The organism is Mycobacterium sp. NGS61 (genome assembly GCF_059812325.1).
In genome coordinates this window covers 779,920-803,772 of the sequence record NZ_JCALCL010000001.1, presented here as the reverse complement: position 1 = coordinate 803,772, position 23,853 = coordinate 779,920, and the positions used below count along the sequence as shown (strand labels likewise).

Genomic DNA, 23,853 nt, shown 5'->3' with positions numbered 1-23,853 from the left:
ACTAAAGGACGATCCCGGTGGCCGGGCCGAGGATGATCTGCTGGCCGCCGGGCGCCACGTAGGGGCCGGTGGGCCCGTAGATGCCGTACTCTGCGGGATCGGTGCTCGGGCCGAAACCGTTGTAGATGTCGTTGATCCAGCCGCCGGCCAGGGTGTGGACCGCCGCGGTCGCACCGGGTGGGGAGAACCCGGTGAGCAGTTGGGCGGCGAAGTCGACCAGCGGGTTGCCGCCCAGCATGGAGTCGACGTGTGAGCCGCCGACGATCTCGACGCCGCTGAACTGCCCCGGATACAGGCTCACCAGGGTATCGGTGGTGGCGCCGTAGGCATTCCACGGCTGCGGCGGCGCAACCACCGCATACAGCGGAATGCCGGCGGTCTGCAACGTGGTCGCCGCGTCGGCGAACGCCGCGTTGTTACTCGCGACGCCGTCGAACATCACCACGCCCTGCAGGTTGTTGGTGCCGCTGCCGAGGGCCGAGAGGTAGTTGCTGGCCGCCATGGTGGCCAGGCCACCGCCGGCGGAGTGTCCGGTGAGGATGAACTGCTGCGGCAGCGTGCCCAGGTAACCGGCCTGGTGCGCGGCGGTGTTCAGCGCCGGCTGGCCGCCCAGGAACAGCGAGCCCACCCCCTGCTGCATCTGCGGGCTGTTCAGGTACACACCCAGGGGCAGTGGGATCGACGGGATGGTGGGTGTGACCACGACGCTGTTGGTCTGCTGTGCGAGGTTCATGGCCAACGGCTGGTAGAACCAGCCGATCGCGGCGAAACCGTGCTGCAGGTAGACGGTGCCGGTGGGGGTCACCGCGCCGCTCGCCTGGGTCGGGAAGTACCAGAACGCCGGCGCCGGGTAGTTGAACTGGGGAACCGTGAGCCCCAGGAAGGAACTCGGGCCGACCGGGATCTGCAGGAACGAGAACCCGATCCTGACCCCGCTCACCCCGTTGGTCCCGGAAACGGCGACCGTGGCGGGGAAGTTCAGCACCCCGCCCAGGCCGACCGCGTTGGTTCCCCAGTTGAGCAACGCGCCCAGCGTCGCGGTGTTCACGCCGATGCTGGCGCCGAACAACGGGCGCCCGATCAGCAACTCGATGGGTGCGAAGAACCCGGCCTGCTGCAGCGCGGCCAGCAGCGGCAACACATTGGCGGCCTCGGCGGCAGCGTAGGCGGCCGACGCTTCGCTCAACGCCCGTGCGAATTGCGTCTGCCACAGGGTGGTCTGGGCGCTGAGCACCTGGAACTCCTGGGCGTGGCTGCCGAAGAGACTCGCGATGGCCGCTGACACCTCGTCACCGGCCGCCGCGAGCACGTCCGTCGTCAATGGCGCCGCGGCAGCGGCTGCCTCCCGGAGGGCGTTTCCGATCCCGGTCAGCTCACCGGCAGCTGCGGCCAGCGCCTCCGGCGCTGCGATCAACGACATTGTCGAATCGTAGGCAGGTCAGGCCCGATTCGACCGAATTTCCGCCGAGTCGGCCCACGGCACCCGGCAGGAGTCCCCCGAACTGAAACCCTGCTCGGTGATGCCCAGCGCCGAGTACATCCGGGCGCGCATGTTCTCGATGCCGATCTGGTAGGTCAGCTCGATCACGCCGGCGTCGCCGAAGCGGGCCCGCAGATCCTCGACCTGCTCGTCGGTCACCGCATGCGGGTCGGTGGTCATCGCGTCGGCGTAGGCGATGGCCGCGCGTTCGTCGTCGCTGAAGGCCGGCGAGGTGGCGTAACGGTCGATGTCTTTGAGCCGCTCGATGTCCAGGCCGTCCAGCCGCTGCAGCATCGACCCGAAGTCGACGCACCACGAGCAGCCGACGGTGCGGGCGGTCCAGAAGACCGCCAGTTCGCGCACGCTGGCCGGCAGCGTCCGCGACGCGCTCTGCAGCAGGGTCTCGTGCACGGCATTGGCGACCAGCAGGCGCGGATGGTGCGCGGCGACCGTGAACGGCTCGGGAACCTCGCCGAACCGCCGTTTGGCGACCCGGTACATGGCGCGGACGAGCAGGCCGGCGCGCTTGGGGGGCAGGGGCTGGATGCGGGTTTTCTGTGTCATACCGATCAGACGAGGCAGGTCGGAAGGATGTGACACCTTCGGCGCAAGAAAATTCCAAGGATCCGACAAGAATGCTCCAAGGGCTCCGGCCGAGTCTTGCCCGATGGAACTCACAACCTCGTCGTACTGGGACATCGTCGAAGCGTCCCTGCTGACCGACCTGGAGGAGCTGGCGCACACCGAGGTGCTGGTCGCCGACTCGCGGCTGGACCAGTCGGGCGTGCGTGCCGCCGTGGACGCGGTCTTCGACGCCAACCCCACCCTGGGCGCGGTGTTCGAGCCGAGCATGGAGCGCTGGCTGGCCCGGCCGGGCGGTGGCTGGAGTTGGGCGGTCGAGCCGCCGGGGGTCTTGGTGGACGAGGTGATTGCGCGGCAACGTGCCGGTTACGACAAGCGCACCGGCCGACTGTTCGCGGTGTCGCTGCTGCCCGGTTCGCCGGAGCGGTTGGTGCTCACCGCCAGCAGGCTGTGCGTGGACGAGGCGTTGTGGCAGAGCGTGGTCGATGCGCTGGTGACCGGGTACGTGGGCGCTACCCTCACGCCCGACATCACCTTTCGGGCTAAAAGTCGCGCCGCACGCTCATGGGCGTGGTGGCGGGCAGATCGCCGCCCGCGATCACCGCTCGCGCTAGCGGGGTGAGTGCTTCGAACAAGGCCCGCAGTTCGTCGTCGTCGAGACCGTCGAACACATGCAAAGCCATTGTGTCCGTGACGGTTTCGATCTGATTTCGGAACTGGCGACCGGCCTGGGTCAACGCTCCGTCGGCGTCGATGAGACCGCGGGCGGCGAGGCTGCGCCGGCAGGCGTCCCACTCCTGATCGTCGTAGTGACGAGCGCGCTTCATGTAGTCGGCGGGCACCTGCCCGGCGGCGGTGTGCAGCACGTTGGACTCCCGTCCGGAGATGCCCGCCGCGGCCAGCACCGCCACGTGCCCGTCGCCGCGGTGTTCACGCAGCAGCGTCACCGCATGCCAGAGTGCGGCCACCGGATCGGACGGCACCGGCAGCGCGACGTTGGCCGCGAACAGCGGGCGGGCGTCCACCGGGGCGCGCTGCGCCGCGCGGATCGCCAATTCCGCTGCAGTGCGGACATTTTCGTCGTCGAGAAGGCCCACCCGGTGCAGGGCGGCGACCGTCGACTGCTGACGTGCGCGCAACGCGGCGTCCGGCCCGGCGATATCCCACGCCGCCGGAAGGGCTTTGGCCACCCGCGCAGGCGCGAAGTTGTAGAACACCGCCGTCACGACCTGTGGCGCCACCACACCCAGCGGTGCCGACCGGGCGGCGAAGTACCCCATCCAGAACCCGCGGTAACCGAGGTCGTCCAACCCTGCGCGCACCTCGGGCGCGAAGTACGTCACGGCGTGGATGGGTTCGAAGCGGTCGTAGAACTGTCGGGCCAACTCGGTGGTGCGTTGCATGCTTGCAGCTTCCTTGATGCCGTTAGGCTGCGCTAGTGGCGGATGGGGAGGCCTTCGGGCGGTATCGGCTGCTCGAGGAGCTCCGTTGGGCCGGGGCCGGGACCGTATACCGGGCTCGGGACACCATGATGACGCGCGACGTGGCCCTCAAAGTGCTTCCCGCGGAGTCCGCCGGCGATCCCGAATATCGGGAGCGGTTCCGCTCCGAGGTTTCCATCGCGGCCCAGCTGAACAATCCGAACGTCATCCCGGTCTATGAAGCCGGCGAGATCGACGGTCGCCTCTACCTGGTGATGCCCATCCTGGACGGCATCGATGCGCGCAGTCTGCTGGACCGCGACGGCGCGATGAGCCCGGCACTGGCGGTGCGGGTGATCGAGCAGGCTGCGGTGGCGCTGGAATCCGCGCACCGATCCGGGCTGGTGCACGGTGACGTGAAGCCGTCGAATCTGTTCGTCGTGGGCGGCGAATTCGTGTATCTGATCGACTTCGGGGCCCACGCGGCCGGCGCCGCCGTGGATAGCGGAAGCTGGCCGTATCTGGCCCCGGAGCGACTGCGGTCCCAGACCAGTGCCCCCGGCGCCGCCGGCGACATCTACGCCCTCGCCTGTGTGTTGCACGAATGCCTGACCGGACAGCAGGCCGTGCGCGGCGACAGCTTGGAGGAGATCGCCGCCGCGCATCTGCACGGCGCGCCGCCGAAGCCGTGTGACATCGACCCGTCGATCCCGGTCGGTTTCGATGACGTGGTCGCTCGCGGCATGGCGAAGAACCCCGATGACCGTTACCAGTCCGCACGCGAATTCGCCCGTGCCGCAAGAGCTGCGCTCACGCCTGCCGGGGGTGCGTCGGCGGTCTCGGCCGACCAACGCGAGTTCGGCCGCTATCACCTGCTGCAAGTCCTCGGCGCGGGCGGGATGGGTGCGGTGTACCGGGCTCGCGACACCGAACTGCACCGGGACGTCGCCGTCAAACTGCTGCAGCCGGGTCTGGCCGTCGAGCCGGGCTATGAGGAGCGATTTCGCCGGGAGGCGTACGCCGCCGGCCGGCTGGCCAGTCCGAACATCATCCCGATCTACGAGGCCGGCGAAGTCGACGGCCGGTTGTATCTGGTGATGCCGATCATCAACGGCGTCGACGTGCACACCGTGTTGCAGCGGGACGGGGCCATGGACCCGGACCGGGCGGTGCGGGTGATCGAGCAGGTCGCGGGCGCGTTGGAAGTGGCGCACAAGTCCGGGTTGGTGCACCGCGACGTCAAGCCGTCGAACCTGTTGATGGTCGACGAAGACTTTGTGTACCTGATCGACTTCGGGCTCGTCCACGACTCCTCGGCCGCCCGTCTGACGGTGACCAACATCGCGCCGGGGACCCCGGCCTACATGGCGCCGGAGCGCTTCACCAGCGGGTCGATCACCGACGCCCGGGCCGACGTGTATTCGCTGGCCTGTGTGCTCTACGAGTGTCTGACCGGTCAACTGCCGTTCGCCGGCGACAGTATCGGGCAGCTGGTGGGCGCGCATCTGTCCACCGATCCGCCCCGGCCGAGCAGCTGCAACCCTGCCCTCGCCGGGTTCGACAACGTGATCGCGCGCGGCATGGCCAAGGATCCCGATGCCCGCTACCAGTCGGCCAGCGAGCTCGCTGTCGCCGCCCGCAAAGCCCTCACCGACCCCGGCGAACCAACGCCGGCACCGATCGACGACCCGGTACTGGACGCCACGATGCTGGCGGCACCGCAACCGCGACGCAACCGTCGCCGTGTTGTCGCCGCCGCGGCCGCCCTGCTGGTCGTCGCGTGCGGCGCGGCATTCTTGGTGACCCACAACAGATCTCGTCCCACCCAGTCGGCGGCGCAGACGGTACTGCCGTTCAGTGACCTGGACGGGCCGCTGGGGATCACCGTCGACGCGAAGGGCACCGTCTACGTCACCGACACCGGCCACAACCGCGTCGTGCAGCTGGCGACCGGCTCGACCGAACAGACCGTCGCGCCGTTCTCCGGGTTGGACCACCCCACCGACATCGCGGTCGACAACCAAGGCACCGTCGTGGTGGGCGAGAACCGCCGAGTGCTGCAGCTGACCGCGGGATCGACCGATCAGACCGTCCTGCCGTTCGCCGGCCTGGCCGAACCCAGTGGCGTCGCGATCTCCACCCGCGGCCCAGACCTTGCCGTCTACGTCGTCGACTCCCGGCTCAACAAGGTGCTGACGCTGCGCGGGCCGGCCGTGGACCAGACCGAGTTGCCCTTCACCGGCTTGAACCATCCCTCGGCGGTGGCGCTGGACGGCAACGGGACACTCTTCATCGTCGACCGGAACAACGAGCGGGTGATCAAATTACCCGCCACCGCGACGGTCGCCACCGTGCTGTCCTACGCGGTCGGTCGGCCGGAATACATCGCCGTCGATGCCGATGACGACCTGTACGTCACCGACACCCGCCACAACAGTGTGTTGAAGCTGGTCAAGGCCTCCAACACGATGATCACGCTGCCGTTCCAGGGACTGAGCAATCCGCAGGGCGTCGCAGTCGATGCCGCCGGGAATGTCTACGTCGTCGATTCCGGCAACAACCGGGTGCTGAAACTGCCGCCGAGCTGACTCAGCGCGTGAACATCACGGCGCGTTTGACTTCCTGGATCGCCTTGGTCACCTCGATGCCCCGCGGGCAGCACTCGGTGCAGTTGAACGTGGTGCGACAACGCCACACCCCGTCGACCTCGTTGAGGATGTCCAGGCGTTCGGCGGCCGCCTCGTCGCGACTGTCGAAGATGAACCGGTGCGCGTTGACGATGGCCGCCGGCCCGAAGTAGCTGCCTTCGTTCCAGAACACCGGGCAGCTGGTGGTGCAGCAGGCGCACAGGATGCACTTGGTGGTGTCGTCGTAGCGGGCGCGGTCGGTCGGGCTCTGAATACGTTCGCGCGTAGGGGGATTGCCGCTGGTGATCAGGTACGGCTTGATTGCGCGGTAGGCCTCGAAGAACGGTTCCATGTCGACCACGAGGTCTTTTTCCACCGGCAGCCCGCGGATCGGTTCGACGGTGATGGTGAGTTTCTTGCCGGGCTTCTTGGGCAGCAGATCGCGCATCAGCACCTTGCAGGCCAACCGGTTGACGCCGTTGATCCGCATCGCGTCCGAGCCGCACACCCCGTGCGCGCACGACCTGCGGAACGTCAACGTCCCGTCCAGGTAGCCCTTGATGTACAGCAGCAGGTTCAGCAGCCGGTCGCTGGGCAGACACGGCACCCGGAAGCTCTGCCAGCCACCGGTGGCCGCGAACTTCTCCGGGTCGTCCGGGTTGAACCGGGCGATCTTCAGCGTCACCATCACCGCGCCGTCCGGGACCGGCGGCAGCGGGGGTTCGAGCGTTTGGACCTCTGGCTCGGCAGTCATCAGTACTTCCGCTCCTTCGGCTCATACCGGGTCTGCACCACCGGCTTGAAGTCCAGCCGGATGTCGCTGATCAGGTCGGCACCTTCTTTGTAGGCCATGGTGTGGCGCATGTAGTTGATGTCGTCGCGGTTGGGGTAGTCCTCGCGGGCGTGTCCGCCGCGCGACTCCTTGCGGTTCAGCGCACCCACCACGGTGACCTCGGCGAGCTCCAGCAGAAAGCCGAGCTCGATAGCCTCCAGCAGGTCGCTGTTGAACCGTTTCCCCTTGTCTTGCACGGTGATTCGGGAGTACCGCCCTTTGAGCGCATGGATGTCGGTGAGTGCCTGCTTGAGCGTTTCCTCGGTGCGGAACACCGCGGCGTTGTTGTCCATGGTCTGTTGCAGGGCACCGCGGATGTCGGCGACCCGCTCGTTGCCGTGCTCGGAGAGGATGTCGGCGACCCAGCCCTGCACCATCGCCGCGGGTTCGGGCGGCATGTCGGAGAAGTCATGCCCCCGCGCGTACGCGGCGGCGGCCAGGCCCGCGCGGCGCCCGAAGACGTTGATGTCCAGCAGCGAATTGGTGCCCAGCCGGTTGGCGCCGTGCACCGAGACGCACGCGCACTCGCCGGCCGCGAACAGTCCGGGCACGGTGTTGGTGTTGTCGCGCAGCACCTGGCCGGTGACCGTGGTCGGAATGCCGCCCATCACGTAGTGGCAGGTCGGGTAGACCGGGACCAGTTCGTGCACCGGGTCCACACCCAGGTAGGTGCGGGCGAACTCGGTGATGTCGGGCAGCTTGGCTTCCAGCACCTCCTCGCCGAGGTGACGGACGTCGATGTAGACGTAGTCCTTGTGCGGGCCGGCGCCCCGGCCTTCCAGCACCTCGAGCACCATCGACCGGGCGACGATGTCGCGCGGCGCCAGGTCGACGATGGTCGGGGCGTAGCGCTCCATGAAGCGTTCGCCCTCCCCGTTGAGCAACCGGCCGCCCTCGCCGCGCACCGCCTCGGAGATCAGGATGCCCAGACCGGCCAGGCCGGTCGGATGGAACTGGTGAAATTCCATGTCCTCCAACGGGAGTCCCTTGCGGAACACGATCCCGATGCCGTCCCCGGTCAGCGTGTGCGCATTGGAGGTGGTCTTGTACATCCGGCCGGATCCGCCGGTCGCCAGCACGACCGCCTTGGCGTGGAAGACGTGGATCTCACCGGTGGCCAGTTCGTAGGCCACCACCCCGGTGGCGACCGGCCCGGTGGGGGTCTGGGTGAGCACCAGGTCCAATGCGTAGAACTCGTTGAAGAACTGCACATCGTGCTTGACGCAGTTCTGGTACAGCGTCTGCAGGATCATGTGGCCGGTGCGGTCGGCGGCGTAACAGGCCCGCCGGACCGGGGCCTTGCCGTGGTCGCGGGTGTGCCCACCGAACCGGCGCTGGTCGATGCGGCCCTCCGGGGTGCGGTTGAACGGCATCCCCATCTTCTCCAGGTCCAGCACCGCGTCGATGGCCTCTTTGCACATGATCTCCACGGCGTCCTGGTCGGCGAGGTAGTCGCCGCCCTTGACGGTGTCGAAGGTGTGCCACTCCCAGTTGTCCTCTTCGACGTTGGCCAGCGCGGCGCACATGCCGCCCTGGGCGGCGCCGGTGTGGCTGCGGGTGGGGTAGAGCTTGGTCAGCACTGCGGTGCGGACGCGGGGGCCGGCCTCCACCGCGGCCCGCATCCCGGCTCCGCCCGCCCCGACGATCACCACGTCGTATCGGTGTTGCTGGATCAAGGCGCCCCTCTCAGGAGATGTTCGGGTTGAAGGTCACGATCACGTAGGTGCCCAGCACCAACGTGAACCCCATCGACAGCAGCAGGATGCTGTTCAGCCAGAAGCGGGTGACGTCCTTGCGGGTGTAGTCGTCGATGATGTTGCGCAGACCGTTGCCGCCGTGCAGTTGCGCCAGCCACAACAGGGCCAGATCCCAGAACTGCCAGAACGGCGACGCCCAGCGCTGGGCGACGAAGTTGAAGTCGATGCGGTAAACACCGTCGTCCCACATCAGCATGATGAACAGATGCCCGATCGCCAGGAGCACCAGCGCGATCCCGGAGAACCGCATGAACAGCCAGGCGAATTTCTCGAAGTTGGGGATGCCGGCGCGACGCCGCGGCGAGCGCGGGTTGTCCAGGCTGGCCGGCCGGTCGTAGCTGCGTTGCCGCACCGGGGCGACCTGGCCCGGGCCGAGCTGCAGATCGGGTGTGCTCATCGCAGGTGATCCCAGGCGTGAATGCCGATGACCACCCCGGCCATCACGAACGGCACCAGGAACCCGACGGCGACGATCCACAGCATGGTGCGCTGGTGGCGCGGACCTTCGGCCCAGAAGTCGATCAGGATGATCCGGATCCCGTTGAGCGCGTGGAAGAGCACCGCCGCCACCAGACCGAATTCCATCAGCCCGACGATCGGGGTCTTGTAGGTCGACAAGACCTCGTTGTAGGTCTGCGGGCTCACCCGGAGCACGGCGGCGTCCAGCACGTGCACGAACAGGAAGAAGAAGATCGTGGCGCCGCTGATGCGGTGCAACACCCACGCCCACATGCCGGGGTCGCCCCGGTACAGGGTCCGCGGCGGCCTTCGTTTGCGAGAGGATCCCAGCGGTGCCGGGTCCGCGGTCGTCGTCGTCTGAATCACCCGCCTTCGAAAGAGGCCTGGAAGCGGCCCGGGAAAAGCCTTGCAGAACCGCTACCAAACATAACGCCGCGAGGTGGCCCGTAGTCCCGAACCATCCGATCAGAATCGCATGTTGTTTTCAGGTTAGGGTGGCTTTACCTGAAGGCAGTCATTGGTTGAGCGGGGTTGCGCAGTGCCTGGCATTGATTGGAACATGTTGCGGGACAAAGCAATCGGTGCGGCCGCGCTGGCGTACGCCCCGTACTCGGGGTTCCCGGTGGGGGCGGCGGCGCTGGTGGACGACGGCCGGGTGGTCACCGGTTGCAATGTGGAGAATGTCTCATATGGCCTTGGTCTCTGCGCGGAATGCGGGCTGGTGTGCGCGCTGCACGCCACCGGTGGGGGCCGACTGATCGCGCTGGCCTGCGTCGACGGGCGCGGTGCGCCGCTGATGCCGTGCGGGCGTTGTCGCCAGGTGTTGCTCGAACACGGCGGTCCGCAACTGCTGATCGACCACCCGCGTGGGCCGCGACGCCTGGCGGAGCTGCTCCCGGACGCGTTCGGTCCCGACGATCTGGGTCGGGAATCGTCTTGACAGACTTCGCATTTGACGCACCGACGGTGATCCGCACCAAGCGGGACGGCGGCCGGCTCTCCGGGGCCGCGATCGACTGGGTGATCGACGGCTACACCGGCGGCCGGGTGGCCCCCGAACAGATGTCGGCGTTGTTGATGGCGATCTTCCTGCGCGGCATGGACCGCGGCGAGATCACCGATTGGACGGCGGCGATGCTGGCGTCGGGCCCACGACTGGATTTCACCGAGCTGGGCCGGGTGACTGTGGACAAGCATTCCAGCGGCGGTGTCGGCGACAAGATCACGCTGCCGCTGGTGCCCGTCGTCGTCGCCTGTGGCGGCACGGTGCCGCAGGCGGCCGGACGTGGGTTGGGCCACACCGGCGGCACCCTGGACAAACTGGAATCCATCCCCGGGTTCACCGCGGACCTGTCCGGTCAGCGGGTGCGCGAACAGCTGCGCGACGTCGGCGCCGCCATCTTCGCCGCCGGTGAACTGGCGCCGGCGGATGCCAAGCTGTACGCGCTGCGCGACGTCACCGGGACCGTCGAATCCCTGCCGTTGATCGCCAGTTCGGTGATGAGCAAGAAACTGGCCGAGGGTGCCGGCGCGCTGGTGCTGGACGTCAAGGTCGGTTCCGGGGCTTTCCTGAAGACCGAGGCGGAGTCCCGCGAGCTGGCGCACACCATGGTCGAGCTGGGGCTCGCGCACGGCGTCCCCACCCGCGCGCTGCTCACCGACATGCAGTGCCCACTGGGGCTGACCGTCGGCAACGCGCTGGAGGTGCAGGAGTCGCTGGAGGTGCTGGCCGGTGGCGGGCCGCCCGACGTGGTGGAACTGACCGTGCGGCTGGCCGCCGAGATGCTGGAGCTGGCCGGCCTGGACGGCCGCGATCCAGCACAGACCTTGCGCGACGGGACCGCGATGGACAGCTTCCGTCGGCTGGTCGCCGCGCAGGGCGGAGATTTGGCGAAACCGTTGCCGGTTGGTGGGCATTCGGAAACCGTCGCAGCCACCCGGGGCGGCACAATGGGCGACATTGACGCGATGGCGGTGGGGTTGGCGGCGTGGCGGCTCGGCGCGGGCAGGTCCCGGCCGGGTGCGCAGGTACAGCATGGCGCCGGGATCCGGATCCATCGCCGCCCGGGCGATCCGGTGGCTGCCGGCGAGACGTTGTTCACCCTGCACACCGAGACGCCCGGGCGGCTCGGTCCGGCGCTGGCCGAACTCGACGGCGCCTGGCACGTGGCCGACCACCCGCCCGAGCGCAGGCCATTGATTATCGATCGGATCACACCATGAACCTGGACCTGGAACAGATCCGCACGGCGCCCAAGGCGCTGCTGCACGATCACCTCGACGGCGGGCTGCGGCCGGCCACGGTGCTGGAGATCGCCGCTGAGATCGGCTACGACGGGCTGCCGGTCACCGACGCCGACGCGCTGGCGACGTGGTTTCGCACCCAGTCGCACAGCGGCTCGTTGGAGCGTTATCTGGAACCGTTCTCGCACACCGTGGCGGTGATGCAGACGCCCGACGCGCTGTATCGCGTGGCCCACGAATGCGTGGAAGATCTGGCCGCGGACTCGGTGGTGTACGCCGAGGTCCGGTTCGCCCCCGAGCTGCACATCAACCGCGGCCTGTCCTTCGACCAGGTGGTGGACGCGGTGCTGGAGGGCTTCGCGGCCGGCGAAAAAGCATGTGCCGCAACTGGTCACGGTATCAAGGTGCGCTGCCTGGTGACCGCGATGCGGCACGCCGCCATGTCCCGCGAGATCGCCGAGCTGGCGATCCGGTTCCGGGACAAGGGCGTAGTCGGATTCGACATCGCCGGAGCCGAGGCCGGCCACCCGCCGACCAGGCACCTGGATGCGTTCGAATACATGCGGGATAACAACGCGCGCTTCACAATCCACGCGGGGGAGGCATTCGGCCTGCCGTCCATCCATGAGGCGATCGCGTTCTGCGGCGCCGACCGGCTCGGTCACGGCGTGCGCATCGTCGACGACATCGAAATCGTCGATGGTGCGGTCAGGCTGGGTCGGCTGGCATCACTGTTGCGGGACAAGCGGATTCCGTTCGAGATGTGCCCCAGTTCCAACGTGCAGACCGGTGCGGTCGCCAGCATCGCCGAGCACCCGTTCGACCTGCTGGCCCGCAGCCGTTTCCGGGTGACCGTCAATACCGACAACCGGTTGATGAGCGACACCACGATGAGCGAGGAGATGTTCCGTCTGGTCGAGGCGTTCGGCTACGGCTGGAGCGATCTGCAGCGCTTCACCATCAATGCGATGAAATCCGCCTTCATCCCGTTCGACGAGCGGCTGGCCATCATCGATGACGTGATCAAGCCGCAGTACGCGGTGCTGATCGGCTGAATACGATCAATGGTGTGCAGCTGCCCGAGCGTGTTCGCGTCGACGAGGCGTCGACGTTCACCCTGCCCGACGGACGCAGCTTGGCCTATCTCGAGTACGGCGACACCGCGGGTTATCCCGCGTTCTACTTTCACGGCACCCCGAGTTGCCGGTTGGAGGGCGCCTTTGCCGACGGTGCTGCGCGCCGGCACGGCATCCGGCTGATCGCAGTGGACCGGCCCGGGTTCGGGCAGTCGACCTTGCAGCGTGGGCGCCGGTTCCGGGACTGGCCGGCCGACGTGTGTGCCCTGGCCGACGGGCTCGGACTGGGCGAGTTCGGCGTCGTCGGGCATTCCGGTGCCGGGCCGCACCTGTTCGCGTGCGGGGCGCTGATCCCGCCGGCGCGGCTGAAGTTCGTGGGAGCGCTGGCACCGTGGGGTCCGCTGGTGACACCGCGCATCCGGGCCAGTCTCAGTCGGACCGACGCGCTCTACTTCCGTGCCGCACAACGCGGTATCTGGATCTTCAACGCCGCGTACGTGCCGCTGGGCTGGTGTGCGCAATTCGCGTCGGGCCTGTTCGGCCGGCTGGTGACACTGTCACTGCCCGACATCGACCGGGACCACATGCGCGACGAGCTCTTCCTGCGGCACTTCGGCGCCGTCCAGCGTGAAGCGTTCCGGCAGGGCGGCCGGGGCGCCGCGTACGAGTCGTTTCTGATCTACCGGCCGTGGGGGTTCGAGGTCGGTCAGGTCGCGGTGCCGACGCATATCTGGCAGGGCGACGAGGACTCCTTCATCCCGCGGGCGATCGGCGAATATCTCGAGGACGCGATCCCCGAGGTGGATCTGCACTGGGCCCCCGGCAACGGTCATTTCGCACTCAAATACTGGGACGACATCCTGGCGGCGTGCGTCGCCGGTCTAGATCCCCAGTAGCGACCCCAGGTAGGCGAAGGGCAGATAGATCGCGAGCGCGGCGTAGATCGGGATCAGCATCAGGAACAACACGTAGTAGAGAGCGGCCGCGAGCTGGAAAAACAGCGACGTCACGTCGCCGATGATCGAGGTCACGACGTCGGTCAACGTGGCGGCGGGCAGCGGCTGCAGCGATGCCGCGCTGGCGGACTCGGCGCCCGCGTAGGCGCCGGCTGCCGCCCCGAGCTGCTGCACGAACTTCTCGTGATAGGCGGCAACCTGCCCGGCCACGCTCTGGTAATCCCGGCCGAATTCGGCGAACAGTTGCGCGACGGCGCCGGACACTTCGTCGGCGGCCGAGGGAACAATGCCCTGGGTGGGCGCCGTGGCGGTGAGGTGCGCTGCGCGCAGCGCCGAGTCGATGGCCGCCAGATCGGTCGCAGCCTGCGCGATGAGCTCCGGCGCCGCAACCACCACGTCAGCCATACCGGTCTCGTCCTATTCGCGCCGCAGCCGCGAATCCACGAAGGACTCCAGCTTTTCCCAGCCCCGCACCGCCGCGGCGTACGGTCCGGCGGGTTTGCTCACCGAGTCCGGCTCCAGCACGTAGGCGATCAGCTTGCCCAGCGGCTTGTTCGTCTCCAGCGCTTTGTCGACGGTGCTCTCCTCGGAATAGTCCCCGATGTCGCGCAGCAGCTCGACGGCGAGGTCGAGCTGTTCGCGGTCCACCGCTTCCGGTCCGTCGGTGAAGTCGTCGGCCAGTCCGCTGAGCACGTAGACGTTCTCGTCGGTGATGTCGACTTTCAGCGAGCCGTCGGTGGCGGCGGTCCGGATGTCGTCGTAGGTGCTCAGGTCCGACAGGTCGTGATCGTGCTCGTCGGCGAGGTAGCGCGCCAGCGCCCGCTCGGAGCCGAACACGCTGATCCGGCCGTTGCGGCCCAGGAAGATCGGCCGGTCGTCCAGATAACAGCGCAGGGTATAGAAGGTGCCCGAGCTGGTCATGATCTGGATCGGGTCGATGCCGACCTGCGTCCAGAAGTCGTCGGTGCCACCGAGCACCACGGTGTCGCCTTCGGCGCGGCCTTCTTCTTCTTCGTCGTCGTCGTCTTCTTCGGCTTCGTCTTCGTCTTCGTCTTCGTCGGCCGCAGCCTCGTCGGCCTCGTCTTCCGGCTCGGCGGCCTCGTCGGCGTCCTCCGTGACGGCCGGCTCTTCGTCTTCTTCGATCTCCTCGTCGAGTTCTGCAGCCGCCTTGGCCGAGAGGTCCTCGTCGACCTCGGGGACGGTGGCGATGTCGTCGACGGCCTCGAGCACGTCGTCCCAGCTACGTGCGATCACCTCTGCGATCGTGTTCCACCGCTTCTGACCGGCTTTCCCGGCGAAGTGGTCGATGCCGCCCGAGACCGTGCCCAGCATCGGGTTGCCGTTGAAGAACTTCGAGATCGCCGGCAACTCGCAGACCGACCCGATGGACGAGACGATGGCCAACGCTCCGGCCAGCGCCGTCACCGATTTCTCGGTCGGTTTCTCGGCGACCAGCTCCTCGACCGCCACCAGGTCGAACTGGTTGTCCTCGGCGGGTTCCAGCTTCTGGGCGTGCGCCTCGGTGACGCTCTGCCAGCCCGGGTGGTCGGTCAGGTCGTTGTCGGCGTCGCTGCGCACGAAAGCGACCAGGTCGGCGACGCTCTCGAAAACGTACAGGTCGTCGTCCTTGCCCAGAAACGCTTCCCACTCGTCCCCGGAGTCGCGCCAGCGGGGCGCCCACAGCGTGTAACGGTCCCCCTCGGACAGGCTCAGGCGGATGGGCACGAGGTCAGCAGCCATGCGGCACACAATAGCGACCCGGCCCGACCCGGCTTATCCGCCCCAAATAGTTGCGATGGGTGCGGCGGTGGCCGCCAGGCCCGTTTTGGGCAGCCCGTACATCTCCTCGAGCGTGGCCAGCAGGTTGTAGTGATTGATGGTCTCGTTGTAGCTGCCCGGCTGCACGTGCGCGCCGTAGAACACCGTCGGGATCTGGTTGCGGGGACCGCCGTCGTCCTCGTCCCACGTCACGATCAGCAGGCTGTTGTTGGTCCTGGCCCAGGTGGCGTACGCGGCGAGGTGGGTGTTCAGCCAGGCGTCGCCCTGGGCGATCGACCCGTCGTGCATGTTGTTGTCGTTGTTGGGGATGACGATCGAGAGGGTGGGTAGGTTCGCGTAGCCGCCCGGCTGCGGGAACGCCGAGAACGGCACCGAGACATTGGCCGGCACATTGCTGAAGTTCACCCACGGCACGTGCTTGCGGGCGTACTTGCCCGCGCTGCACACCGGCGAACCGACCGCGGGCAGGTCCTCGGAATAGCCGCCGAAGGTGCGGCCGGAGGCCAGCAACTCCGACGCCAGGTTCGGGGCGGCACCCGCGTTGAGCGGGCAGCTGTCCTTGGTGACGCCGAAGGTGCTGCCCGCGAACAGGGCCAGATAATTGGGTTCGCTGGGGTGGGTCTCGGCGAACGACTGCGCCATCATGGCGCCGCCGGCCGCAAGCGCGTTGAGGAACGGTGCCGCCTTGTTGCCGACGATGTCGGCCTGCGAGCGGTTCTCCTCGATCACCATCACCACGTGCGCATACCTGGGCAGGGTCGCGGCGGCCAGGCTCACCCGCGCCGCGGGCAGCGGCAGCGCGCAGAGCACCGCCATAGCACAGAAAAGGCTGGTCAGATGGCGTCGCACGCCCGGAGTATAGGGCTGGGAATGGCCGGCCGGCCGCACGACGACGCGCGTGTCAGCCGGCCTGCACCCGATCGTTATATAGGGTCGGGCCGATGGACGTGCACGTCATCGATCACCCGCTGGCCGCCGCCCGGCTGACCGTGCTGCGTGATGAGCGAACCGACAATGCCACGTTCCGCGCCGCGTTGCGCGAACTCACGGTGATGCTGGTCTACGAGGCGCTGCGTGAGGCGCCCAGTGTCCCGGTGCCGATCCGCACGCCACTCGCCGAGACGACGGGGTCCAAGCTGGCGCGTCCGCCGCTGCTGGTGCCGGTGCTGCGGGCCGGCCTGGGCATGGTCAACGAGGCACATGCCCTGCTGCCCGAAGCGCACGTCGGGTTCGTCGGTGTGGCCCGCGACGAGCAGACCGCCCAGCCGGTGCCCTACCTGGCGTCGCTGCCCGACGACCTGTCCGGGCTGCCGGTGCTGATCCTGGACCCGATGCTGGCCACCGGCGGCTCGATGGCGCACACCATCGAGCAGCTGCAGGAGCGTGGCGCCACCGACCTCACCGCGCTGTGCGTGGTGGCGGCGCCGGACGGGGTGGTGGCGATGGAAAAGGTGGCGCCGGACGCGCGCCTGTTCACCGCGGCCATCGACGACGGGCTCAACGAGATCGCCTACATCGTGCCCGGACTCGGAGACGCCGGCGATCGTCAGTTCGGTCCGCGCTGAGTCACCAGCGGGCTATCGCAGCCACCAGTTCGTCGCGCACCGAACGCGCGCGGATGCGGGCAGCCTCCAGGTCTGCGCTGGGTGTGCAGCGAATCTCGAGGTAGCACTTGAGTTTCGGCTCGGTACCCGACGGCCGGACCACCACCCGTACGGACGTCTGGTCGGCACCGCCGGTGAAGATCAGCGCGTCGGCGCTGGCGGTTCTGTCGAAGCCGGCCAGCTCGGGCGGCGGTGCCTCGCGCAGCCGACGCAGCAGCGCGGCGGCCTCGTCGGTGTCGGCGACCCGGCGCGGCACCGCGGCGACCTCGTGCACGCCGTGGCGACGGGCCAGGTCGTCGAGCGCGTCGGAGACCGTGCGGCCGCGCAGCGAGGCCACCAGATCGCAGCACAACACCGCGGCGCTGATGCCGTCCTTGTCGCGGACCGCGGCCGGGTCGACGCAGTGCCCGATCGCCTCCTCGTAGGCGTACACCAGGCTGCCCGGCTCATCGGCGTCGGCGCGGGCCAGCCACTTGAACCCGGTCAGGGTCTCGACGTGCCGCGCGCCACGGTGCGCGGCGATCGCGGCCAGCATCCGGGACGACACCACGGTGCTGGCCACCGTGGGAGGGTCGCCGCGGTGCCGGGACAGAATGTAATCGCCCAGCAGCCACCCGGTTTCGTCACCGGAAAGCATCCGCCAGCCACTCGGCCCGGGTATCCCGACAGCGCACCGGTCGGCGTCGGGGTCCAGCGCGATCGCAACGTCGGCGCCGACGTCGGCGGCCAGCGCGAGCAGCGCATCGGTGGCACCCGGCTCCTCCGGGTTGGGAAAGGCGACGGTGGGGAAGTCGGGGTCGGGGTCGAACTGCGCGGCGACGGTGTGCACATCTGCGAAGCCGGCCCGGCGCAGCGTCTCGACGGCCACCGCGCCGCCCACCCCGTGCATCGGCGTCAACGCCACCCGCACCGTGCCGTCGCCGCGCCGCACTGCGGCCGCCCGCCGGATGTAGCGCTCGACCAGATCGGTGTCGGCGGGCGGCACCGGGGTGCGGGCGATCTGGTCGGCCGGGGGAGCGTCGGCCATCGCGGCTTCGATCCGGCGGTCGGCGGGGGAGATGATCTGCACACCGCCGTCGAGGTACACCTTGTAGCCGTTGTCGCCCGCCGGGTTGTGCGAGGCGGTGATCTGCACGCCGGCGACCGCTCCAGTGGCGCGCACCGCGTAGGCGACCACCGGCGTAGGCACCGGAGCGCTGCATAGCAGCACTGAAAAACCCTGAGCGGCAAGCACTTCGGCGGCAGCAGTGGCGAACGTCGCCGAGCCGTGCCGGGCGTCGCGTCCCACGATCACGGTGCCGGGCCGGTCGAGCACCCGGGCCAGCGCCCAGGTCGCGCGCAGCACCACGGCCAGGTTCATCGCGTCGGGGCCGCCGCGCACCGGCCCGCGCAACCCGGCGGTGCCGAACCGCAGCGGTCGGGCGAAGCGCGCGGCCAGCTCGTCGGGATCCAGCGCGGCGAGTTCGGCGGCCGTCTGGGGGTCAGGGTCGTGCGCGATCCAGGTTTCCGGGGTCACGGCACCCGGCGGATCACGTCGGCCAGCAGCGACCCCATCCGGGCGGCGGCCGCGGCGCCGGTGGCCAGCACCTCGGCGTGACTCAACGGCGCACCGGAGATCCCGGCCGCCAGATTCGTCACCAGCGACACGCCCAGCACCTCCGCACCCGCCGCCCGCGCGGCGATCGTCTCGTGCACGGTGGACATCCCGACCAGGTCGGCGCCGAGCACCTGCAGCATCCGGATCTCGGCGGGGGTCTCGTAGTGCGGCCCCGGCAGGGCGGCGTAGACGCCTTGCGTGAGCTGCGGATCGCAGTCGCGGGCCAGCGCCCGCAGCCGCGGCGCGTAGGCGTCGGTGAGGTCGACGAAGTGCGCACCGACCAGGGGTGAGCGCGCGGTCAGATTCAGGTGGTCACTGATCAGCACCGGCTGGCCGACCGCCATGTCGGCCCGCAACCCGCCCGCCGCGTTGGTCAGCACCACGATCCGGGCCCCTGCGGCGCACGCTGCCCGCACCGGGTGCACGACGTGCTGCAGGTCGTGTCCTTCGTAAGGGTGGATGCGGCCGGCCAGCACCAGCACCCGGTGCGCGCCGACCGGCACCGACAGCAACTCACCCGCGTGACCGGCGGCCTGCGGCGGGGCGAAGCCGGGGATCTCGGCCTGGGGCAACACGGCGGTCGGGGCGCCCAGCGCGGTGACCGCCGGTGACCATCCCGACCCCAGCACCACCGCGACGTCGTGCCGGTCGATACCGGTGCGTTCGGCGATGACGCGAGCAGCCTGCGCCGCGATCTCGTCAGGACGGGGCGCCATGCTGGTCACATTGCGCGAGCCTAGCTCGTCGCGCCCCGCACTCCGGAGGTGTGTGATGATCGGCTCTGTGAGATTGCGCGAACCGTCCTGTGTTGTGCTGGCCGCCGTAATTTTCGCTGCCGTCCTCGCGCTGCTGATCGCCCCCCCGCCCCGCGCGATCGCCGACGAGTGCCCCGACGTCGAACTCGTCTTCGCCCGCGGCACCGCTGAACCGCCCGGCCTGGGCCGGGTCGGGGACGCGCTGCTGGCCGCGCTGGGCCCCGCCCTGGGCGGCCGCAGCCTGGGCGTGTACCCGATCAACTACGCGGCCAGCTACAACTTCCTCACCACTGGCGACGCGGCCAACGACGCCCGCGACCACATCGCCTTCATGGCCGAACAGTGCCCCAACACCAAGATCGCGCTCGGCGGCTTCTCCCAGGGTGCGGCCGCGATCTCGATGCTGGCGGGGGTGCCGCCGCTGGGTGAGCGGATCGGCACGTTCGGCTCGGCTGCGCCGCTGGATCCGTTCCTGACCGGGCGCGTCACCGCCGTCGCGGTGTTCGGCAACCCCGGCAACCGGTTCAACACCCCGCTGTCCACCTCCGGCGGGTTCGCGGGCCGGGCGATCGACCTGTGCAGCGAGAACGATCCGGTCTGCGTGGTCGGGGGTCGCGACCGCGAGGCGCATCACGCCTACGAGAACCCGCCCTGGCCGGGCCAGGCCGCGCAGTTCCTTGCCGCACGGGTCTGACCGATGGCATGGGCACCGATGAGATACTGCCGAGATGCCCGTAGCACTGGACCGCGTCGAAGAAGTGGTGCGCCGGCGCGGCGGTGACCTGGTAGCGCTTTCCCACGCCATCCACGCCGAGCCCGAGCTGGCGTTCGCCGAGCACCGCAGCTGTGCCAAGGCCAAAGAGCTGATCGCCCAGCGCGGGTTTCAGATCGGCCCGGTCGCCGGACTGGACACCGCGTTCCGGGCGGAGTTCGGCAGCGGCCCGCTGGTCGTCGGGGTGTGCGCGGAGTACGACGCGCTGCCCGAGATCGGGCACGCCTGCGGACACAACATCATTGCGGCCGCGGGGGTGGGCGCAGCGCTGGCGTTGGCCGACGTCGCCGATGAACTCGGCCTGACGGTGGCCCTGCTGGGCACGCCGGCCGAGGAATCGGGCGGCGGCAAGGCCTTGATGCTGCAAGCCGGGGCGTTCGACGACGTCGCGGTGGCGGTGATGGTGCATCCCGGGCCCACCGACATCGCCGGGGCGCGGTCGCTGGCCCTGTCCGAGGTGACCGTGCACTACCGGGGCAAGGAATCGCACGCCGCGGTCGCCCCGCAGCTGGGGGTCAATGCCGCCGATGCGGTCACCGTCGCGCAGGTCGCGGTCGGCCTGCTGCGCCAGCAGTTGGCGCCCGGACAGCTGTTGCACGGCATCGTCACCGACGGCGGACAGGCCGTGAACGTGATCCCCGGCCGCGCCGCGTTGCAGTACGCGATGCGCGCGATCGACTCCGATTCGCTGCGCGAGCTGGAAGGCCGCGCCTACGCGTGTTTTTCCGCGGGGGCGCTGGCCACGGGCTGTGAATACGAGATCGACGCGGCCGGCCCGGCGTACCTGGAGTTGCAGCCCGACGAGTGGCTGGCCAACGTGTTCCGTGCGGAGATGCGGCGGCTGGGTCGCGAGCCGGTGCCCGCCGCGGTCGAGGTGGGACTGCCGATGGGCAGCACCGACATGGGCAACGTGACGCAGGTGATGCCGGGCATTCATCCGGTGATCGGCGTCGACGCCGGCGGCGCCACCGTGCATCAGCGGGCCTTCGCCGCCGCGGCCGCGGGACCCAGCGCCGACCGGGCCGTCGTGGAGGGCGCGATCATGCTGGCGCGCACGGTGGTCGCGCTCGCATCCGACTCCGGTCAACGCGAGCGGGTGCTGGAGCTGCGGGAACGCCGGGTGGCGTCATGAGTCTGGTCGACAGCGCCGAATCCTGGCTGGCCGCGCACTACGACGACCTGGTGGACTGGCGCCGACACATCCACCGGTACCCCGAGCTGGGCCGACAAGAGTTCGCCACCACGCAGTTCGTCGCCGAGCGGCTGGCCAACGCCGGGCTGAACCCTAAGGTGCTGCCCGGCGGCACCGGCTTGACCTGCGATTTCGGCCCCGAGCACCAACCCAGGATCGCGTTGCGCGCCGATATGGACGCGTTGCCGATGGCCGAGCGGACCGGCGCGCCGTACGCCTCGACCGTCGCCGACGTCGCACATGCCTGCGGTCACGACGCGCACACCGCGATCCTGCTGGGCACCGCGCTGGCGCTGGCGTCGGTGCCTGAGCTGCCGGTGGGGGTGCGGCTGATCTTCCAGGCCGCCGAGGAGCTGATGCCCGGGGGTGCGATCGATGCGATCGCCGCCGGTGCGCTGACCGGGGTGTCGCGGATCTTCGCGCTGCACTGCGATCCCCGGCTCGAGGTGGGCAAGGTCGCAGTGCGGCTGGGGCCGATCACCTCGGCGGCCGACCAGCTCGAGATCACGCTGCATTCGCCCGGCGGGCACACCTCGCGCCCGCACCTGACCGCCGACCTGGTCTACGGGCTCGGCACGGTGATCACCGGCCTGCCGGGTGTGTTGTCGCGCCGCATCGACCCGCGCAACAGCACCGTGCTGGTGTGGGGGGCGGTGAACGCCGGCAACGCGCCCAACGCCATTCCGCAGTCCGGGGTGCTGGCGGGCACGGTGCGCACCGCCAGCCGGCAGACGTGGGTCGATCTCGAAGCGATCATCCGGGACGCCGTCGCGGGCCTGTTGTCGCCGCTGGCCATCGAGCACACGCTGCAGTACCGGCGCGGCGTGCCGCCGGTGGTCAACGAAGACGTCTCGACCCGCATCCTCACCCACGCGATCGAGGCCGTCGGCCCGGACGTGCTGGCCGACACCCGGCAGTCCGGCGGCGGCGAGGACTTTTCCTGGTACCTCGAGGAGATACCCGGGGCGATGGCCCGGTTGGGGGTCTGGTCGGGCGAGGGGCCGCAGCTCGACCTGCACCAGCCCACCTTCGACCTCGACGAGCGCGCCCTGGCCATCGGCGTGCGGGTGATGGCCAACATCATCGAGCAATCCGCTCCCTTCTGAGGTACTTCGGTCTGCTTGTTACTGCCGAGCGGCCCCATATGTGCGCGAAAACGGCTCTGCGACCGGCATTTTGAGGACGCTCGCGCGGTGAATTGTGGGTGCGTTACGTGGTGCCGAAGATGGGCCGCGTGCATGCCGGACTCGGTCAGCTGCTTAACGAACAACAGGGCGTCGTCACCGCGGCCCAGGCCTTGGGCATGGTCAGCCGCCGCAACCTGGAGACCTGCGTCCGGCGCGGCGAGCTGCGCCGGATCTGGCACGGCGTCTACGGCAGCGGCCGCGACACCGCTGCTCTGCGACTGCGCGGGCTCGACCTGTTGGCGGGCACGACGGTCGCCATCTGCCTGCACACGGCCGCGGCCGGTTACGGGTTTGCCACCGAACGCGACACCGACCTGCACGTGCTCAACCCCGACCAGGGCCACCTGCACTCCACGCGGGGTCTCGTGGTGCACCGCCGCGAGGACGCGCCACTGGTATCAGTGCGCGGCCGGCCGACGACGACGCCCGCGTGGACAGCGATCGAGGTGGCGCGCAGCCTGCGCCGGCCGCGTGCGCTGGCTACTCTGGACGCGGCCCTGCGCAGCGGTCGCTGCCGGCCCGACGAGCTGGCCGAAGCCGTCGAGTCGCAGGCCGGGCGTCGCGGCATCTGCACCGCCCGGGCGCTGCTTCCGCTGGCGTCACCGCTGGCCGAGTCGCCGATGGAGAGCGAAGCCCGCCTGGTCATGATCGACGGCGGACTGCCGGAACCGGTGCTGCAGTACAACATCGTCGACCTGACCGGGCGGCTGTGGCGGGTCGACTTCGCCTGGCCGGAATGTCGTGTCGTCGCCGAGTACGACGGCGTGGACTCGCACAGCAGTCCCGAAGCGTTCAGATACGACCGACTCCGGACCGCGGCGCTGCAGGATCTGGGCTTCATGGTCGTGGCGATGGTGGCCCAGGACGTCAGGTGTGAACCCTGGCATCTCGTGCACCGGCTCAGAACGCGACTGGACCGAGGTCGCGCGGCGGGACCGTCACCAGCGGCCTGAAAATGCCGTCACAACGGGCATTTCGCCGCACCTATGAGGACGCTCGGCGCACCAGGGCGCACCAGGGCGCACCAGGGCGCACCGGAAAGCCTCAGGCGCTGGTCCCCGGACCGATGTTGCGGGCCGGGCGGGTCCGCAGATCGTGCACGTAATCGGCTGGGGCGCCGGCCTTTTCGGCTGCATCGGCCATCACACCGAGGTAGCGCGCCGACGGCAGCCCGCCCTCCCAGGCATCCAGCACATAGAGCCACGCCAACACCGGGTCGATGTCGGTGTCGGAGGATTCCCGCTGCACGCGGCAGCGGATCTTCTTGTGCACGCCGAACTCCGAGCCCTCCCACCGGTCCAGGTTCATTTCGTCGGCCGGCGTCATGTCGTAGAGCACCACGAACACCTGCGAGGTGGGCTCCTCGACGACGGTGGCCAGCGCACCCTCCCAGCCGATGTCCTCCCCGCCGAACGTCAGCCGCCAGCCCGGCAACCAGCCGGTTCCGGCCATTGGCGAGTGCGGTGCGCGCTTGAGCATCTGCTCGGGATCCATGTTCGAGCCGTACGCGGCGTAGAGCGGCACGGGGAAAGC

General features: G+C 69.1%; 23 protein-coding genes and 1 pseudogene. 11 read left to right on the top strand and 13 right to left on the bottom strand.

The genetic code is table 11. The features are described 5' to 3' along the window. Position 1: 1 nt before the first annotated feature. Positions 2-1,420, bottom strand: coding sequence for a PE domain-containing protein (locus AC5Y3Z_RS03865; RefSeq protein ID WP_463828339.1), 1,419 nt, complete (start codon positions 1,418-1,420; stop codon positions 2-4). An 18-nt stretch (positions 1,421-1,438) separates the two neighbouring features. Further along, positions 1,439-2,077 (bottom strand): annotated as a pseudogene (locus AC5Y3Z_RS03860) (carboxymuconolactone decarboxylase family protein); the annotation flags it as partial. A 70-nt stretch (positions 2,078-2,147) separates the two neighbouring features. On the opposite strand from AC5Y3Z_RS03860, the gene AC5Y3Z_RS03855 reads away from it, so the two are divergent. Beyond that, on the top strand, positions 2,148-2,684 hold the full coding sequence (locus AC5Y3Z_RS03855; RefSeq protein WP_463828338.1) for a condensation domain-containing protein: 537 nt from the start codon (positions 2,148-2,150) through the stop codon (positions 2,682-2,684). On the opposite strand, the gene AC5Y3Z_RS03850 is transcribed toward AC5Y3Z_RS03855, so the two are convergent. Beyond that, positions 2,605-3,465: an SCO6745 family protein gene (locus tag AC5Y3Z_RS03850; RefSeq protein ID WP_463828337.1), complete on the bottom strand. Its 861-nt coding sequence runs from the start codon at positions 3,463-3,465 to the stop codon at positions 2,605-2,607. The genes AC5Y3Z_RS03855 and AC5Y3Z_RS03850 overlap by 80 nt on opposite strands. Positions 3,466-3,500: 35 nt before the next feature. Here AC5Y3Z_RS03850 and AC5Y3Z_RS03845 point away from each other — a divergent pair, with 35 nt between their 5' ends. Beyond that, positions 3,501-6,071, top strand: coding sequence for a serine/threonine-protein kinase PknD (locus AC5Y3Z_RS03845; RefSeq protein ID WP_473139739.1), 2,571 nt, complete (start codon positions 3,501-3,503; stop codon positions 6,069-6,071). 1 nt (position 6,072) lies between these two features. Here the strand turns inward: AC5Y3Z_RS03845 and AC5Y3Z_RS03840 are convergent, their stop codons facing one another. From AC5Y3Z_RS03840 to sdhC, 4 genes are read right to left on the bottom strand one after another with little or no spacing between them, the layout of a single operon-like run. After that, positions 6,073-6,864, bottom strand: a complete 792-nt coding sequence (locus tag AC5Y3Z_RS03840) for a succinate dehydrogenase iron-sulfur subunit (protein WP_473139738.1) — start codon at positions 6,862-6,864, stop codon at positions 6,073-6,075. Further along, entirely contained in the window at positions 6,864-8,618 is a 1,755-nt protein-coding gene (gene sdhA, locus AC5Y3Z_RS03835; RefSeq protein ID WP_473139737.1) for a succinate dehydrogenase flavoprotein subunit, read from the bottom strand. The genes AC5Y3Z_RS03840 and sdhA overlap by 1 nt, the downstream gene beginning before the upstream one ends. A gap of 10 nt (positions 8,619-8,628) precedes the next feature. Beyond that, positions 8,629-9,096, bottom strand: coding sequence for a succinate dehydrogenase hydrophobic membrane anchor subunit (locus AC5Y3Z_RS03830; RefSeq protein ID WP_463828333.1), 468 nt, complete (start codon positions 9,094-9,096; stop codon positions 8,629-8,631). After that, positions 9,093-9,431 (bottom strand): succinate dehydrogenase, cytochrome b556 subunit, encoded by a 339-nt coding sequence (sdhC, locus tag AC5Y3Z_RS03825; protein WP_463828332.1) that lies wholly within the window; start codon positions 9,429-9,431, stop codon positions 9,093-9,095. The genes AC5Y3Z_RS03830 and sdhC overlap by 4 nt, the downstream gene beginning before the upstream one ends. Positions 9,432-9,696: 265 nt before the next feature. Between sdhC and AC5Y3Z_RS03820 the strand changes: the two genes are divergently transcribed. From AC5Y3Z_RS03820 to AC5Y3Z_RS03805, 4 genes are read left to right on the top strand one after another with little or no spacing between them, the layout of a single operon-like run. After that, on the top strand, positions 9,697-10,098 hold the full coding sequence (locus AC5Y3Z_RS03820; RefSeq protein WP_473139736.1) for a cytidine deaminase: 402 nt from the start codon (positions 9,697-9,699) through the stop codon (positions 10,096-10,098). After that, positions 10,095-11,381 carry a thymidine phosphorylase gene (locus tag AC5Y3Z_RS03815; RefSeq protein WP_473139735.1) on the top strand — a complete coding sequence of 429 codons (1,287 nt, stop codon included), beginning with the start codon at positions 10,095-10,097 and terminating at the stop codon, positions 11,379-11,381. Before AC5Y3Z_RS03820 ends, AC5Y3Z_RS03815 begins: the two co-directional genes overlap by 4 nt. After that, positions 11,378-12,457: an adenosine deaminase gene (locus AC5Y3Z_RS03810; RefSeq protein WP_473139734.1), complete on the top strand. Its 1,080-nt coding sequence runs from the start codon at positions 11,378-11,380 to the stop codon at positions 12,455-12,457. The genes AC5Y3Z_RS03815 and AC5Y3Z_RS03810 overlap by 4 nt, the downstream gene beginning before the upstream one ends. A 20-nt stretch (positions 12,458-12,477) precedes the next feature. Beyond that, complete coding sequence (locus AC5Y3Z_RS03805; RefSeq protein ID WP_473139797.1) at positions 12,478-13,374, top strand: alpha/beta fold hydrolase; 897 nt, start codon at positions 12,478-12,480, stop codon at positions 13,372-13,374. Here the strand turns inward: AC5Y3Z_RS03805 and AC5Y3Z_RS03800 are convergent. Genes AC5Y3Z_RS03800 through AC5Y3Z_RS03790 form a run of 3 tightly spaced genes read right to left on the bottom strand, consistent with a single transcriptional unit; the run spans position 13,360 to position 16,029 of the window. Beyond that, entirely contained in the window at positions 13,360-13,839 is a 480-nt protein-coding gene (locus AC5Y3Z_RS03800; protein WP_473139733.1) for a PE family protein, read from the bottom strand. The genes AC5Y3Z_RS03805 and AC5Y3Z_RS03800 overlap by 15 nt on opposite strands. 12 nt (positions 13,840-13,851) lie before the next feature. Next, complete coding sequence (gene satS, locus AC5Y3Z_RS03795; protein ID WP_473139732.1) at positions 13,852-15,174, bottom strand: protein export chaperone SatS; 1,323 nt, start codon at positions 15,172-15,174, stop codon at positions 13,852-13,854. 33 nt (positions 15,175-15,207) lie between these two features. Beyond that, positions 15,208-16,029: an alkaline phosphatase family protein gene (locus AC5Y3Z_RS03790; RefSeq protein ID WP_473139796.1), complete on the bottom strand. Its 822-nt coding sequence runs from the start codon at positions 16,027-16,029 to the stop codon at positions 15,208-15,210. A 125-nt stretch (positions 16,030-16,154) separates the two neighbouring features. Between AC5Y3Z_RS03790 and upp the strand changes: the two genes are divergently transcribed. Next, positions 16,155-16,778: a uracil phosphoribosyltransferase gene (upp, locus tag AC5Y3Z_RS03785; RefSeq protein WP_473139731.1), complete on the top strand. Its 624-nt coding sequence runs from the start codon at positions 16,155-16,157 to the stop codon at positions 16,776-16,778. A 1-nt stretch (position 16,779) separates the two neighbouring features. Here upp and AC5Y3Z_RS03780 read toward each other — a convergent pair whose 3' ends face one another. Beyond that, the gene (locus tag AC5Y3Z_RS03780; protein ID WP_473139730.1) at positions 16,780-18,333 is read right to left on the bottom strand and encodes a phospho-sugar mutase; all 1,554 of its coding nucleotides are present in this window, start codon (positions 18,331-18,333) and stop codon (positions 16,780-16,782) included. Further along, on the bottom strand, positions 18,330-19,130 hold the full coding sequence (locus tag AC5Y3Z_RS03775) for a purine-nucleoside phosphorylase (protein ID WP_473139729.1): 801 nt from the start codon (positions 19,128-19,130) through the stop codon (positions 18,330-18,332). The genes AC5Y3Z_RS03780 and AC5Y3Z_RS03775 overlap by 4 nt, the downstream gene beginning before the upstream one ends. 67 nt (positions 19,131-19,197) lie before the next feature. On the opposite strand from AC5Y3Z_RS03775, the gene AC5Y3Z_RS03770 reads away from it, so the two are divergent. The 4 genes from AC5Y3Z_RS03770 (at position 19,198) to AC5Y3Z_RS03755 (ending at position 23,273) form a co-directional block, all read left to right on the top strand. Further along, positions 19,198-19,863: a cutinase family protein gene (locus tag AC5Y3Z_RS03770; RefSeq protein WP_473139728.1), complete on the top strand. Its 666-nt coding sequence runs from the start codon at positions 19,198-19,200 to the stop codon at positions 19,861-19,863. 34 nt (positions 19,864-19,897) lie between these two features. After that, positions 19,898-21,073, top strand: a complete 1,176-nt coding sequence (locus AC5Y3Z_RS03765; RefSeq protein WP_473139727.1) for a M20 family metallopeptidase — start codon at positions 19,898-19,900, stop codon at positions 21,071-21,073. Further along, positions 21,070-22,239, top strand: a complete 1,170-nt coding sequence (locus tag AC5Y3Z_RS03760; RefSeq protein ID WP_473139726.1) for a M20 family metallopeptidase — start codon at positions 21,070-21,072, stop codon at positions 22,237-22,239. Before AC5Y3Z_RS03765 ends, AC5Y3Z_RS03760 begins: the two co-directional genes overlap by 4 nt. Positions 22,240-22,367: 128 nt before the next feature. Continuing rightward, positions 22,368-23,273: a type IV toxin-antitoxin system AbiEi family antitoxin gene (locus AC5Y3Z_RS03755; RefSeq protein ID WP_473139795.1), complete on the top strand. Its 906-nt coding sequence runs from the start codon at positions 22,368-22,370 to the stop codon at positions 23,271-23,273. Between the two features lie 91 nt (positions 23,274-23,364). Here AC5Y3Z_RS03755 and AC5Y3Z_RS03750 read toward each other — a convergent pair whose 3' ends face one another. Next, a complete protein-coding gene (locus tag AC5Y3Z_RS03750; protein ID WP_463828320.1) occupies positions 23,365-23,844 on the bottom strand; it encodes a gamma-glutamylcyclotransferase family protein in 480 nt (159 codons plus the stop codon). Positions 23,845-23,853: the final 9 nt, after the last annotated feature.